Origin of the sequence: Methylobacterium sp. ap11, from assembly GCF_900110515.1 — a bacterium.
GTDB lineage: Bacteria > Pseudomonadota > Alphaproteobacteria > Rhizobiales > Beijerinckiaceae > Methylobacterium > Methylobacterium ajmalii.
In genome coordinates this window covers 409,157-421,204 of the sequence record NZ_FOEB01000002.1, presented here as the reverse complement: position 1 = coordinate 421,204, position 12,048 = coordinate 409,157, and the positions used below count along the sequence as shown (strand labels likewise).

The 12,048-nt window shown below is 72.6% G+C and carries 13 protein-coding genes; 6 read left to right on the top strand and 7 right to left on the bottom strand.

Features of this window, described 5'->3' with window-relative positions:
* Positions 1–31 precede the first annotated feature (31 nt).
* Complete coding sequence (locus BMX97_RS04415; RefSeq protein WP_091745766.1) at positions 32–457, top strand: DUF4345 domain-containing protein; 426 nt, start codon at positions 32–34, stop codon at positions 455–457.
* 9 nt (positions 458–466) lie between these two features.
* Here BMX97_RS04415 and cobT read toward each other — a convergent pair whose 3' ends face one another.
* Positions 467–1,498 carry a nicotinate-nucleotide--dimethylbenzimidazole phosphoribosyltransferase gene (gene cobT, locus BMX97_RS04410; RefSeq protein WP_091745763.1) on the bottom strand — a complete coding sequence of 344 codons (1,032 nt, stop codon included), beginning with the start codon at positions 1,496–1,498 and terminating at the stop codon, positions 467–469.
* Positions 1,499–1,645: 147 nt separating this feature from the next.
* Between cobT and BMX97_RS04405 the strand changes: the two genes are divergently transcribed.
* Genes BMX97_RS04405 through BMX97_RS04395 form a run of 3 tightly spaced genes read left to right on the top strand, consistent with a single transcriptional unit; the run spans position 1,646 to position 3,417 of the window.
* Positions 1,646–2,503 (top strand): adenosylcobinamide-GDP ribazoletransferase, encoded by an 858-nt coding sequence (locus BMX97_RS04405; RefSeq protein ID WP_177202119.1) that lies wholly within the window; start codon positions 1,646–1,648, stop codon positions 2,501–2,503.
* Entirely contained in the window at positions 2,503–2,715 is a 213-nt protein-coding gene (locus tag BMX97_RS04400) for a DUF1289 domain-containing protein (RefSeq protein WP_091745757.1), read from the top strand. The genes BMX97_RS04405 and BMX97_RS04400 overlap by 1 nt, the downstream gene beginning before the upstream one ends.
* A 3-nt stretch (positions 2,716–2,718) precedes the next feature.
* On the top strand, positions 2,719–3,417 hold the full coding sequence (locus BMX97_RS04395; protein WP_091745754.1) for a retropepsin-like aspartic protease family protein: 699 nt from the start codon (positions 2,719–2,721) through the stop codon (positions 3,415–3,417).
* 430 nt (positions 3,418–3,847) lie between these two features.
* Here BMX97_RS04395 and BMX97_RS04390 read toward each other — a convergent pair whose 3' ends face one another.
* The 4 genes from BMX97_RS04390 to BMX97_RS04375 all read right to left on the bottom strand — a co-directional run bounded on the left by BMX97_RS04390 (position 3,848) and on the right by BMX97_RS04375 (position 9,204).
* Complete coding sequence (locus BMX97_RS04390) at positions 3,848–4,723, bottom strand: bifunctional helix-turn-helix transcriptional regulator/GNAT family N-acetyltransferase (protein ID WP_091745751.1); 876 nt, start codon at positions 4,721–4,723, stop codon at positions 3,848–3,850.
* A 135-nt stretch (positions 4,724–4,858) separates the two neighbouring features.
* Complete coding sequence (locus tag BMX97_RS04385; RefSeq protein WP_060850137.1) at positions 4,859–5,662, bottom strand: Bax inhibitor-1/YccA family protein; 804 nt, start codon at positions 5,660–5,662, stop codon at positions 4,859–4,861.
* Between the two features lie 234 nt (positions 5,663–5,896).
* Complete coding sequence (locus tag BMX97_RS04380; RefSeq protein ID WP_091745748.1) at positions 5,897–8,500, bottom strand: ABC transporter permease; 2,604 nt, start codon at positions 8,498–8,500, stop codon at positions 5,897–5,899.
* 8 nt (positions 8,501–8,508) lie between these two features.
* Positions 8,509–9,204, bottom strand: a complete 696-nt coding sequence (locus BMX97_RS04375; protein WP_091745745.1) for an ABC transporter ATP-binding protein — start codon at positions 9,202–9,204, stop codon at positions 8,509–8,511.
* 170 nt (positions 9,205–9,374) lie between these two features.
* Here BMX97_RS04375 and BMX97_RS04370 point away from each other — a divergent pair, with 170 nt between their 5' ends.
* Both BMX97_RS04370 and thpR read left to right on the top strand, forming a co-directional pair.
* Positions 9,375–9,974: an arylesterase gene (locus BMX97_RS04370; protein ID WP_244538282.1), complete on the top strand. Its 600-nt coding sequence runs from the start codon at positions 9,375–9,377 to the stop codon at positions 9,972–9,974.
* Between the two features lie 5 nt (positions 9,975–9,979).
* Positions 9,980–10,546 carry an RNA 2',3'-cyclic phosphodiesterase gene (gene thpR, locus BMX97_RS04365; protein ID WP_091745738.1) on the top strand — a complete coding sequence of 189 codons (567 nt, stop codon included), beginning with the start codon at positions 9,980–9,982 and terminating at the stop codon, positions 10,544–10,546.
* 149 nt (positions 10,547–10,695) lie between these two features.
* Here thpR and coaA read toward each other — a convergent pair whose 3' ends face one another.
* Complete coding sequence (gene coaA / locus BMX97_RS04360; RefSeq protein WP_058617119.1) at positions 10,696–11,676, bottom strand: type I pantothenate kinase; 981 nt, start codon at positions 11,674–11,676, stop codon at positions 10,696–10,698.
* Positions 11,677–11,723: 47 nt separating this feature from the next.
* The gene (locus BMX97_RS04355; RefSeq protein WP_060850133.1) at positions 11,724–12,047 is read right to left on the bottom strand and encodes a phosphoribosyl-ATP diphosphatase; all 324 of its coding nucleotides are present in this window, start codon (positions 12,045–12,047) and stop codon (positions 11,724–11,726) included.
* Position 12,048: the final 1 nt, after the last annotated feature.

The following is a 12,048-nucleotide window of genomic DNA, read 5'->3' as shown; positions in this document are numbered from 1 at the left end:
TGTCCACCGGGCAGAGAGCGGGGCCGTACGGATGACCTTCGAGGCGGAGAGGCGCGCGCTCCAGCGAGTGGTGGCGGTGGCCGGGCTCGTGCCGGTGCTGGGCGGGCTCTACGGCGTGCTGTTCGGCCAGGCCGGCCTCGGCGGCGGCAGCGTCGACATCTCGACCGACAGCCACCTGCGCTACCTGTCGGGCCTGCTCCTCGGGATCGGCCTGTTGTTCTGGTCGACGATTCCGGCGATCGAGGGCCGGACCTCGCTGTTCCGCTTCCTGACCATGGTGGTGGCGCTCGGCGGCCTCGCCCGGCTGCTCGGGCTGTGGCTCACCGGGGTGCCGTCGCTCACCATGCTGGCGGCGCTCGGCATGGAGCTCGTCGTCACGCCGCTCCTGTGCCTGTGGCAGATCCGGGTGGCGAACCGGGCCGGGGAGCAGGCGCCCCCGGCCCTTCCGAACCCATGACCGACCGCCTCAGGCGACCGGACCCGACACGCCGGCCTGCTCGAAGGTCGCCATCTCGCGGTGGCAGGCCACCGCCGCCTTGACGAGCCCGAGCGCCAGGGCGGCGCCGCTGCCCTCGCCGAGGCGAAGGCCGAGGTCGAGGAGCGGGCGCAGGCCGAGGCGTTCCAGCACCGCGGCGTGGTTGCCCTCGGCCGAGACGTGGCCGGCCAGGCAGTGGTCGAGGGCGCGGGGATCGACCGCATGGAGGAGCGCCGCCGCCGCGGTCGAGACGTAGCCGTCGATCACCACCGGCACCCGCTGGAGACGCGCCGCCAGGATCGCGCCCGCCATGGCGGCGATCTCGCGCCCGCCGAGGCGCGCCATCGCGGCGAGGGGATCGTCGAGATGGCCCTGGTGGCAGGCGAGCGCCGCCTCGACCGCCGCGACCTTGCGGGCGTGACCCGCCTGGTCCACGCCGGTGCCGCGGCCGACCCAGGAGGCCGGCTCGCCGCCGAACAGCGCCGCGTAGATCGCGGCCGCGACCGTGGTGTTGCCGATGCCCATCTCGCCGACGCCGAGCCCGTCGGTGCCCGCCGCCACCGCTTCCATGCCGAACGCCATCGTGGCGACGCAGGCCTTCTCGGTCATCGCCGGCTCGGTGGTGATGTCGCCGGTCGGCATGTCGATGGCGAGGTCGAACACCTTGAAGCCGAGGCCGTAGGCGCCGCAGATCTGGTTGATCGCCGCGCCGCCGGCCGCGAAGTTGTCGAGCATCTGGCGGTTGACCGCGGACGGATAGGCCGAGACGCCGCGGGCCGCCACGCCGTGGCTGCCGGCGAAGACGCAAACCAGCGGCCGGTCGAGGGTCGGGGGCGCCTTGCCCTGCCAGGCCGCCATCCAGGCCGCCAGGAACTCGAGCCGGCCGAGGCTGCCCGGGGGCTTGGTCAGCACGGAATCGCGGGCCGAGACCTCGGCGGCGGCGGATTCGTCCGGCCCCGGCATGGTGGCGAGCAGGCGGCGGATGTCGTCGAACGGGGCGGCGTCGGTCGTGTCGGCAGTCATGGATTCTCTCGCTCCGCGGGGTTTCCCCCGCCGGGGCGGGGCTTCCCCGCCCGGTGGGCTTTCGTGGGCCGAGCAGATACAGCAAAATGCCGCGTGGGCGCGAATCCGGCGTACGGATCGCCCTCGGGCGTCGGGATGCGTGGTGTGATGGCGACGGGCGTGAGAGCGGGGCCGGGCGAAGCCGACGACGAGTTCGAGCCGCCGCCGCGTTCCGGCCCGTGGCCGCCGCTGCGCGACCTCGCCGCCTGCCTGCGCTTCTACAGCCGCCTGCCGGTCCCGGCCCTGCCGGGCGAGACCGACCGGCACGCCGCCCCCGACTTCCGCACCGTGCCGCGGATGCTGCCGCTCGCCGGCGTGGTGATCGGCCTGCCGGGGGCGGTCGCGCTCGCCGCCGGGCTCGCTCTCGGGCTCGGGCCGTTCCTCGCCGCGACCCTGGCGCTGACCGTCTCCACCCTGGTCACCGGGGCCCTGCACGAGGACGGGCTCGCCGACGTCGCCGACGGGTTCGGGGGCGGCCTGACGGTGGCGCGGCGCCTCGAGATCATGCGCGACAGCCGCATCGGCGCCTACGGGGCCGCCGCCCTGGTCCTGTCCTGTGCCCTGCGCATCGGGGCGCTGGCGACGCTCGCCGAACGGATCGGCTGGCGCGTCGCGATCGCCCTGCTGGCGGTCGCGGCGCTCTCTCGCACCGCCGCCCTGTGGCCGCTCTGCCGCCTGCCGCCGGCCCGGCCGGACGGCGCCGCCCACGCGGTCGGCCGGCCGAGCGGTGCCACCCACGCCACCGCCTGGGCGCTCTGCCTCGCGGTGCTCGTCGCGGCCGGCCTCCTCGGCCTGCCCTGGCTCGGCCTCGCGCTCGCCGGTCTCCTGGCCTTCGGGGCCGCCTGGACGCTGTCGCGGATGGCCGCGCGCCTCGTCGGCGGCCAGACCGGCGACGTCATCGGGGCGTGCCAGCAGACCGCCGAGATCGCCGCCCTCCTCGCCCTCGTGATCGCGGTTCCCGCCTGATGCCCGCCTCCTCCCCCTGCATCCGCCTCTGCGTCCTCGATCCCGTCACCGGCCTGTGCGAGGGCTGCGGCCGCACCGGCGACGAGATCGCCGCCTGGGGCGCCCTCGCCGAGCCGGAGCGGCTGCGGATCATGGCGGGACTGCCGGCCCGGCTCGCCGCGGCCTATCCCGAGCCCGAGCCGGCGCCCTCCCCGGCCCCCGTGGTCGCCTGACCGGTGCCGGGCGCGGTCGGCATCGGGCTCCTGCTGCTCGCCTGCGCCTACGCGCTCAACGCCGTCGGCGGGCGCGAGCTTGCAGGCCTGCGCCCCGACGAGGCGGCGGGGCTCGCGGGCGGGTTCGCCGCCGCGCTGCTCCTCCTCAACGGCGTCGGGAACCGGTTCCGGACCGGCTTCGGCGAGGGCGTCCTCGCTCTCCTGGTCTGGGGCGTCGTCGGCGCCGGGCTCGCCTCCCTCTACGTCTACCGCGACCAGGCCCGCGACCTCGCGTTCCGCACCCTCGGCGAGATGGACCCGGGCCAGCCCATCCCCGGCGCCGGCAACGAGGTGACGATCGCCCGCCGGGTCGATGGCGGCTTCACCGTCCAGGCGGCGGTGAACGGACGGCGCCACGCCTTCGTGTTCGATACCGGCGCCAGCGCCGTCGTGCTCACCGCCGAGACCGCCGCGGCGCTCGGCCTGCACCCGGCCCCATCCGCCTTCCGGGTCCAGGTCCAGACCGCCAACGGCCGCACCGCCGCCGCCCCGGTGGTGCTCGACACGGTGGCGGTCGGCCCGATCGGCGAGACCCGCGTCTCCGCCCTGGTCACCCGCCCGGGGGCCCTGAGCGTGAACCTACTCGGGATGAGCTTCTTGGAGCGCCTGGCCTCCTACGAGGTCCGGGGCAGCCGGCTGATCCTGCGCGGGGCGCGGGGCTGAGAGTGCCGGATGCCAGCCCAGACCGCGACCGGCTGGAGCGCTTCACAATCGCGGTACGCGACACTGGAGAAAGTGGAGGCCGACACGCGGGCGTTCCGCCCCCTTTCCCGGACGACTGGAGCGGTAGCGGAAGGAGATCCGGGATCCAGCAGAAGACATGCCGCGAAGCGGCTCAATCTGTTGCACCGTCGCAGACACAGAGACGCTTCGCGACTTTTCGTGCTGGATCCCGGATCTCTTTCCGCTTCGCTTCAGTCGTCCGGGAAAGGGATTGGTGTGCAATGGGTCATGGAGCCTGGCGGCACGGCTCCCGGCCGGGGTCGTGTACCGTGGCACTGCAATCACGAAGCTTTCCAGGCCTTCGATTGTTGCTGCATCGTCTACGACGAACCAGAATCCACGTCGTCGAAACATGCTCGAGGCGGCCTTGTCACAGCCGCTTCTCGAAGAAGAAATCCGGGTAGGGATCGTCGTTGAAGCGGTCGATCTCGACCCAGCCGGTGCGGCGGTAGAGCGCCAGCGCCTCGGTGAGCGCACTGTTCGAATCGAGCCGCAGGGTGGTGATCCCGAGGGTCCGCGCCGCGCTCTCGGCGGCCTCCATCAGCCGGCGGGCGAGGCCGAGGCCGCGGGCGGAGGGGCAGACCCAGAGCCGCTTGATCTCCGCCATGTCGCCGCCCTTGCCCTTGAGCCCGACGCAGCCGATCGGCAGCCCGTCCGAGACCGCGACCAGGAAGGCGCCGCGCGGGCGCATCATGTCGGCGGCCTCCGGGTCGCGGGAGAGCGCGACGTCGAAGCCGGTCGAGAGGCGGCGTCCGAGCTCGGCGTAATAGGCCGTGAGGCAGTGCAGGGCCGCCTCCCCGCGCGGATCGGTCTCATCGATCGCGATCCGGTCGCGGCCGAGCACCGTCGCGACGAGGTCCATGGCACGCAACAGCTCCTCGCCCTTCGGGAAGCGGGCGAGCAGCTCCGCCGCCCGGTCGTTCGACAGGGCCTCGTAGGCCGAAAACTCCCGCCGTCCGGCCTCGGTCAGGGCCGCGACCCGGCGCCGCGCATCGCCCGGGTGGGGCAGCGTGACGACCAGTCCCTCCTCCTCCAGGCCGCGCAGGAACCGGCTCAGCAGGCCGGAATCGAGCCCCAGATAGTCCCGCAGGAGCCCTACCTCGCCGCGTCCGTGCCCGATGGCGTTCAGCACCCGGGCGGCGCCGAGCGGCCGGCCGCGACCGAGGAACGAGGTGTCGAGAGCCCCGACCTCGGCGGTCACGGCCCGGTTGAAGCGGCGGATGCGGCTGGTGGGATCGATCGGCATTTCTCTGACGTAAGTCAGAGATTTTTCGGCGTCAATGGATGCGCGGATGCACCACGAAAAAAGCCCCGGCCGCTTGCGGGCCGGGGCTTCTGGTCTCGTCCGTCCGGGGGCATCGGCGCCCCCGGGGATCGCGGCTCAGTTGTTCCGGTTGCCCATCAGCGAGAGCAGGAACTGGAACATGTTGATGAAGTCCAGGTACAGGGTCAGGGCACCGAACACCGACACCTTGGCGGCGGCCTCGCCGTCGAAGTTGCCGTAAAGGTACATCTCCTTGAGCTTCTGCGTGTCGTACGCGGTCAGGCCGGCGAAGATCAGGACGCCGATGACCGAGATCGCGAACTGCAGCGCGCTCGAGGCCAGGAAGATGTTGACCAGGCTGGCGATCACCAGGCCGATCAGGCCCATCACCAGGAACGAACCGATGCCCGAGAGGCTGCGGGTCGTGGTGTAGCCGTAGAGGCTCAGGCCGCCGAAGGCCGCCGCGGTGATGAAGAAGACCTGGACGACGCTCGCCCCGGTGTAGCGGATCAGCAGCGTGGACAGCGACGCACCCATCACCGCCGCGAAGGCGAAGAAGGTGGTGCGCGCCGTCGCCGCCGACATCCGCTCCATGCGGAACGAGAACAGGAAAATGAAGGCGAGCGGCGCGAGCGCGATCACCCACATCAGCGGGGTGGCGTAGAGCGTGCGGCCGAAGCTGGTCAGCGGGATCGAGCCGATCCGCGCCACCGCGTCCGCCGACGAGGTCGCCACCGCGAGCTTGTTGATGCCGACCGCCACCAGCCCGGAGATGCCCAGGCCGATGATCATGTTGTTGTATACGCCGAGCATGAACGCGCGCAGGCCCTGGTCGACCTGCACCTGGCCCTGGGCGTAGCCGGTCGGGCCGCCGTAGCCAGTCGCGTTGCCCTGCCGGAACGGGCTGTTCTCGAATGCCATGGGAGTTTCCTTCGGAAGCTCTCTAGCGTGAATGAATGCGGTGCGAGGCTCTCACGCGACCCTCGGACGCTGGTTGCGTCGTGCCGGCATCCGGTCCCTCGCGGGGCCGAACGCCTTGACCGGAATATGTGGCGCGCCCACGGGGTGCACAAGGGCGTGAGCCAATCTTGACCGGGCGAGGCCGGCCAAAACGCAACGTCCATCCGCCGCAGGGCGGCAGATGGATTAAAAACCCTAAAGATTTCGTAGGTACTGGGCCGGCTTCTGCCCGAGGATGCGCCAGGTGCCGGCGAGCCCGAGCACGATGGCGGCGGCGACCGCGAGGCCGGCCGCCACGACCGCGCCCGACAGGTCGAGGGCGAAGTCGAGCCGCATCACCCGGGTCAGGATCACCCAGCCCGCGAGCGTGCCGGCAGCGAGCCCGAACAGCGCGGTGGCGAGGCCGAGCGCACCGTACTCCATCGCGTAGGCGGCGAGCAGCCGCCCCCGCGTGGCGCCCAGCGTCTTCAGCACCACCGCGTCGTAGAGCCGGGCGCGGTGGCCGGCGGCCAGCGCGCCGGCGAGCACGAACAGGCTGGTGGCCACCGCCACCGCGCTGGCGCCGCGGATCGCGAAGACGAGCTTGCCGACGAGGTCGTTGACCGCATCGAGGGCGTCCTTCACCCGCACGCTGCTCACCGAGGGAAATTCCTTGGCGGCATCACGCAGGATTCTGGCCTCCAGGGCGGCGTCGGGCCCCTCCGGCAGGGTCAGCGTCGCGAGGTCGCTGTGCGGCGCCCCCCGGAAAGTGCCGGGCGAGAACACCATCACGAAGTTGATGCCGAGGTTGCGCCACTCGACGTGGCGCAGGTTGGCGATCGGGACGGTGAGGCTGCGCCCGAGCACGTTGACCGTGACGGTGTCGCCGACCTTGAGGTTCAGGCTGCGGGCGAGCTGCTCGTCGAAGGAGACGAGGGGCTTGCCGGCCTCCTCGCCCTTCCACCACGTCCCCGCGGTGATCGTCGAGCCGTCCGGCAGATCCTCCGCGTAGGTGATGCCGCGGTCGCCGTCGAGCACCCAGGCGGCATCCTCGCCGGCCTTGATCCGGCCCGCCGGCACGCCGTTCAGGGCGGTGATCCGCCCGCGCATCATCGGCACCCGCTCGATCTTGGCCCGCGGCGCGGCCCGGCCGAGGAACTGGTCGAAGGCCTCCGCCTCGCGGCCCGGGATGTCGAGGAAGAACAGGCTCGGCGCCTTGGCGGGCAGAGAGCGGGTCAGCGTCCGGGTGATGTTGGCGTCGATCAGACTGAGCGCGACGAGGAGCGTGATGCCGAGGCCGAGGGAGAGCACGATCGACGGGGTGAGCGCACCGGGCCGGTGGAGGTTGGCGAGCGCCAGCCGCGGCGCGGCCCGGCGCGGGCGCGGCAGGCGGCGGGCGAGCGCCATCAGCCCGAGGGCGACGAGGCGGAGCAACCCGAAGGCCAGCCCGGCCGCCGCGATGAAGATCAGCGCCACCCACCGGTCGTAGGCGGTGGCGATCGCCAGCGCGACGAGGCCGGCGAGCGCCAGCGCCAGGATCGCGAGGTAGCGCGGCCGCGGCCGGCGCCGGTCGGGATCGACGGTATCGCGGAACAACCCGGACACCGCGACGTCGTGGGCGCGCCCGAGCGGCCCGATCGCGAAGGCGAGCGCCGTCAGCACCCCGTAGAGGGCCGCGACCGCGAGTTCCCCCGGGACCAGCGTCGGGTTGAGCGGGAGCGGCAGCAGCGACCCGAAGGCGGCGTCGAGGGCGAAGGGCAGCACGGCGCCGACGACGAGGCCGGCAAGGATGCCGATCCCGGAAATCAGCATCACCTGCGTCAGGTAGATGCCGACCACCCGGCTTCCCGGCGCGCCGAGACTCTTGAGGGTCGCGATCGAGGCGCGCTTGCGCTCGACGAAGGCCCGCACCGCGTTGGCGACGCCGACCCCGCCGACGAGGAGCGCGGTGAGGCCGACCAGCGTCAGGAACTGGGTGAAGCGCTCGATGCTGCGGGCGAACCGCGGGTCGGCGTTGAGCCGCGAGCGGATCTCCCAGCCGGCCTCCGGCAGGGTTTGGCGCGCCTCGGCCATCACCCGCTCGACCGCCGCGTCGTCGCCCTGCGGCAGCATCACCCGGTAGACGAAGCGGTTGAGGCTGCCGGGCTGGACGAGGCCCGAGGCCTTGAGCGCGTCGAGCGAGACCATCAGGCGTGGCCCGAAGCCGATGCCGCCCGCGATCTTGTCGGGTTCGCTCGTGAGCACCGTGCGCAACACGATCTCGGCCCCGCCGACCGTGAGGCGGTCGCCGAGCTTGAGGTCGAGGCGGGCGAGGAGCGCCGGGTCGGCGGCGGCGCCGTAGGCGCCGTCCGCCTGCGAGAAGATCGCGGCGGCCGGCAGCGGCGGCTCGGTGACGAGATCGCCCACCGCCGGATAATCGGGCCCGACCGCCTTCAGCTCGACCAGCGCCGCGCCCTTGTCCCCGGCCGAGGCCATCGCGCGCGTGAAGCCCACCACCGAGACGCGGCCCCGCGCATCGAGGAAGACCCTTTCCTGCGGGCTCGCCTCCCGGTGGATCAGCCCGAACGTCACGTCGCCGCCGAGGATCTTCCGGCCCTCGCGGGCGAGCCCGTCGGAGAGCGAGCGCGATAGCGAGGCGACGCCCGCGATGGTGGCGACCCCGATGGCGATGCAGGCGAGCAGCACCGTGAAGCCGCGCAGGCCCCCGCGCAGCTCGCGCAACGCCAGGCGCAGGGTCAGGGGCAGGCGCGACGGGCGACCGGCCCCAGCGGGAGGACCGGGAGGACAACCACCGGGGAGCGTGGGAAGGCTGCCGTGCATGGGGGTCCCTACGCGCTCACCGCGGTGTCGATCAGGCCCGAGCGCAGCCGCACCGTGCGGTCGCACAGCCGGGCGAGGCCGGGATCGTGGGTGACCAGCACCAGGGTCGCGCCGCGGTCGCGCTTGAGGGCGAAGAGCAGATCGACGATCTGCGCGCCGGTCGCCTCGTCGAGGTTGCCGGTGGGCTCGTCCGCGACCAGGATCGCGGGCTCCGGCGCGATCGCGCGGGCGATGGCGACGCGCTGCTGCTCGCCGCCGGAGAGCTGAGCCGGGTAATGGTGCAGCCGGTGCCCGAGGCCGACCGCCTCCAGTTCCCGCGCCGCCCGGACATGGGCATCGGGCGCGTCGGCGAGTTCGAGGGGCAGCGCGACGTTCTCGAGCGCCGTCATGGTCGGCACGAGGTGGAAGGACTGGAAGACGATGCCGATGCGCCGGCCGCGAAAGCGCGCCAGCGCATCCTCGTCGAGTCCGGCGAGGTCCGTGCCCTCCACCACCACCCGCCCCGAATCCGGCCGCTCCAGCCCGGCCATGGTCATCAGCAGGGTCGACTTGCCCGAGCCCGACGGCCCGACGAGGCCGACCGCCTCGCCCGGGGCGACGTCGAGCGAGATCCCCTTGAGGATGTGGACCCGGGCGGCGCCGCGGCCGAGGCTGAGATCGACGCCGTGGAGCGCGATCGCCGGTCCGGTGGCCTTGTCGGTCATGCGCGAAGAGCCGATCTGTACGCGGCGACCGGATCGGTCGCGGCCGGAGGTGACGAGTGGGACGGACCAACGCAAGACAGGCGGCCCGCCGGCCCGATATGGGCCGTGCATCCCTGGTCCGCCATGATGGCCGCCGCGCGGCGCTCGCATTTCTGATCGTGTCGCTGCTGATGACCCTGACCACGCCGCTCGGCGCCGCCGAGCGCCCGCTCGCCCTCGTCGCGCTCGGGGACAGCCTGACCGCGGGCCTCGGCCTGCCGGCCGACGCCGCCTTCCCGGCACAGCTCGAAGCCGCCCTGAAGGCGCGGGGCCATGCCGTGACGATCGCCAATGCGGGCGTCTCGGGCGATACCGCGACCGGCGGGCTCGACCGGGTGGCGTGGTCGGTGCCGGACGGGACCGACGGGGTGATCCTGGAACTCGGCGCCAACGACATGCTGCGCGGCACCGACCCGGCGGTGACCGAGAAGGCCCTCGACACGATCGTCGCCGGGCTCAAGGCCCGCGGCATCCCGGTCCTGCTCGCTGGGATGCGGGCGGCGCCGAATCTCGGGCCCGATTACGTCAAGCGCTTCGACGCGATCTACCCGAGGCTCGCCGCGCGCTACGGCCTGGTCCTCTACCCGTTCTTCCTCGACGGGATCGCGGGCGACCGCAGCCTCAACTTGCCCGACGGCCTGCACCCGACCAAGGCCGGGGTGGCGCGGATCGTCTCCGGCATCCTGCCGAGCGTGGAAGAGTTTCTGACGCGCCTGCGCAAGGGAGCGTAGCCGCCATGCCGCGCCTGTTTACCGGGATCGAGGTCCCGCCCGAGACCGGTCTGATGCTCGGGGCCTTCCGGGGCGGCCTGCCGGGCGCCCGCTGGGTCGAGCCGTCGGACTACCACGTCACCCTGCGGTTCATCGGCGACGTCGACGGCGGCATGGCCGAGGACATCGCCGCGGCCCTGGCCGAGGCCAAGCCCCGCCCTCCCCTGACGCTCGCCCTCGACGGGCTCGCGAGCTTCGGCGGCGAGCGCCCGCACGCGCTCTTCGCCCGGGTGGTGCCCGATCCCGACCTCGCGGAGCTACAGGCCGAGCACGAGCGCATCCTGCGCCAGCTCGGGGCGGAGCCGGACACCCGGCGCTTCACGCCGCACGTGACGCTGGCGCGGCTCAAGCGCGGCGCCGGCCCGGACGGGGTGGCGCAATACCTCGCGATGCAGCCGGTGTTTCCGCGGCTGACCTTCACCGCCCGGCGGGTGGCGCTCTACTCGGCGCGGGATTCGGTCGGCGGCGGGCCCTACGTGGTCGAAGCGGCCTATCCGCTGGACGACGACCCGGACCCTCTCGGCCCGGCCTGAGCCTCCCCCCAAACGGGTGATGGCGGCTCCACCCCGATCCCATAAAGTGGGCGGACTGCCTCGCTCATCGGCATGCGCCCACGCCATCGACCTCCAAGTCTCGAACTCGGCGTGGGCGCTTCCTTGCCTGGATGACCGGCGCGGCGTCCCTACAGCCGGCGCAACGCCACGCTCTCAATCCGGTGGCTCGCGCCTTTGGCGAGGATCAGGCTGGCGCGCTGGCGCGTCGGCACGATGTTGTCGCGCAGGTTCAGGAGGTTGATGCGGTTCCACAGCCCGTCGGCGGTGTTGAGCGCTTCCTCCTCGCTGATCTCCGCGTATTTCCGGAAGTAGGACAGCGGATCGCGGAAGGCGGTGTGGCGCAGGCGCAGGAAGCGGTTGACGTACCAGCGATGCAGGTCGTCCTCGTGCGCGTCGAGATAGACCGAGAAGTCAAAGAAATCGGACACGAAGGGGATCGCGGTGCCGTCCCGCGGCAGGCGCGCCGGCTGCAGCACGTTCAGCCCCTCGACGATCAGGATGTCGGGCCGGTCGACCACCGTCGTTTCCCCCGGCACCACGTCGTAGACGAGGTGGGAGTAGAGCGGCGCCGCGACGTGGCGCTTGCCGGCCTTGATGTCGGCGAGGAAGCGCAGCAGCGTCGGGGTGTCGTAGCTCTCCGGAAACCCCTTGCGCTCCATCAGGCCGAGGCGGTTCAGCTCGGCATTCGGAAACAGGAACCCGTCGGTGGTGACGAGGTCGACCTTCGGGGTGTTGGGCCAGCGGGCGAGCAGGGCCTTGAGCACACGGGCGGTGGTCGACTTGCCGACCGCGACAGAGCCGGCGACCCCGATGATGTAGGGCACCTTCACCTCGCGCTCGGCGAGGAGGAAGCGCTGGGTCGCCTTGAACAGCCCCTGCGTCGCCGCGACGTAGAGCGAGAGCAGCCGCGACAGCGGCAGGTAGATGGCGATGACCTCTTCGAGCGAGATCGGGTCGTTGAGCGATTGTAGCCGCATCACGTCCTCGGCCGTGAGGGTGAGCGGCGTGTCGGCGCGCAGGTGCGCCCATTCCTCGCGGGAGAAGACCCGGTAGGGCGAGAGGTGGTCGGTCGCCTCGTCGAGGCTCGCGGCGAGCTGCGCCGCGCCCAGCGTCGGGGCCGAGCCGGGCCCGAGCCGGTCGTTGATGCCCGCCTCGCTCATGCGGGCCTCCTCGCGGCCTTCTCGGCGATGCCGCTCTGGGCGGTGCGCCGCTCCAGCTCGGCCATCACGGCCTCCAGCGGCACCTCGGCGGCGCGCAGCACCACCAGCAGGTGGTAGAGCACGTCCGCCGCCTCCGCGGTCAGCCCGTCGCGGTCGCCCTGCACCGCGGCGATCGCGGCCTCCACCGCCTCCTCGCCGAGCTTCTTGGCCGGCCGCGCCGGCCCGCCGGCCACGAGCTTGGCGGTGTAGGACTCCTCCGGCGAGGCGGCGGCCCGCTCGCGGACGATGCGGTCGAGGTCGGCGAGGGAGAAGGCGGTCATC

Coding starts and splice junctions, on each gene's coding strand:
- BMX97_RS04380 (WP_091745748.1), bottom strand. CDS start 8,500: ATGCACGGCAGCCTTCCCACGCTCCCCGGTGGTTGTCCTCCCGGTCCT.
- BMX97_RS04355 (WP_060850133.1), bottom strand. CDS start 12,047: ATGACCGCCTTCTCCCTCGCCGACCTCGACCGCATCGTCCGCGAGCGG.
- BMX97_RS04390 (WP_091745751.1), bottom strand. CDS start 4,723: ATGCCGATCGATCCCACCAGCCGCATCCGCCGCTTCAACCGGGCCGTG.
- BMX97_RS04385 (WP_060850137.1), bottom strand. CDS start 5,662: ATGGCATTCGAGAACAGCCCGTTCCGGCAGGGCAACGCGACTGGCTAC.
- BMX97_RS04405 (WP_177202119.1), top strand. CDS start 1,646: ATGGCGACGGGCGTGAGAGCGGGGCCGGGCGAAGCCGACGACGAGTTC.
- BMX97_RS04370 (WP_244538282.1), top strand. CDS start 9,375: ATGACCCTGACCACGCCGCTCGGCGCCGCCGAGCGCCCGCTCGCCCTC.
- BMX97_RS04375 (WP_091745745.1), bottom strand. CDS start 9,204: ATGACCGACAAGGCCACCGGACCGGCGATCGCGCTCCACGGCGTCGAT.
- thpR (WP_091745738.1), top strand. CDS start 9,980: ATGCCGCGCCTGTTTACCGGGATCGAGGTCCCGCCCGAGACCGGTCTG.
- BMX97_RS04400 (WP_091745757.1), top strand. CDS start 2,503: ATGCCCGCCTCCTCCCCCTGCATCCGCCTCTGCGTCCTCGATCCCGTC.
- BMX97_RS04415 (WP_091745766.1), top strand. CDS start 32: ATGACCTTCGAGGCGGAGAGGCGCGCGCTCCAGCGAGTGGTGGCGGTG.
- cobT (WP_091745763.1), bottom strand. CDS start 1,498: ATGACTGCCGACACGACCGACGCCGCCCCGTTCGACGACATCCGCCGC.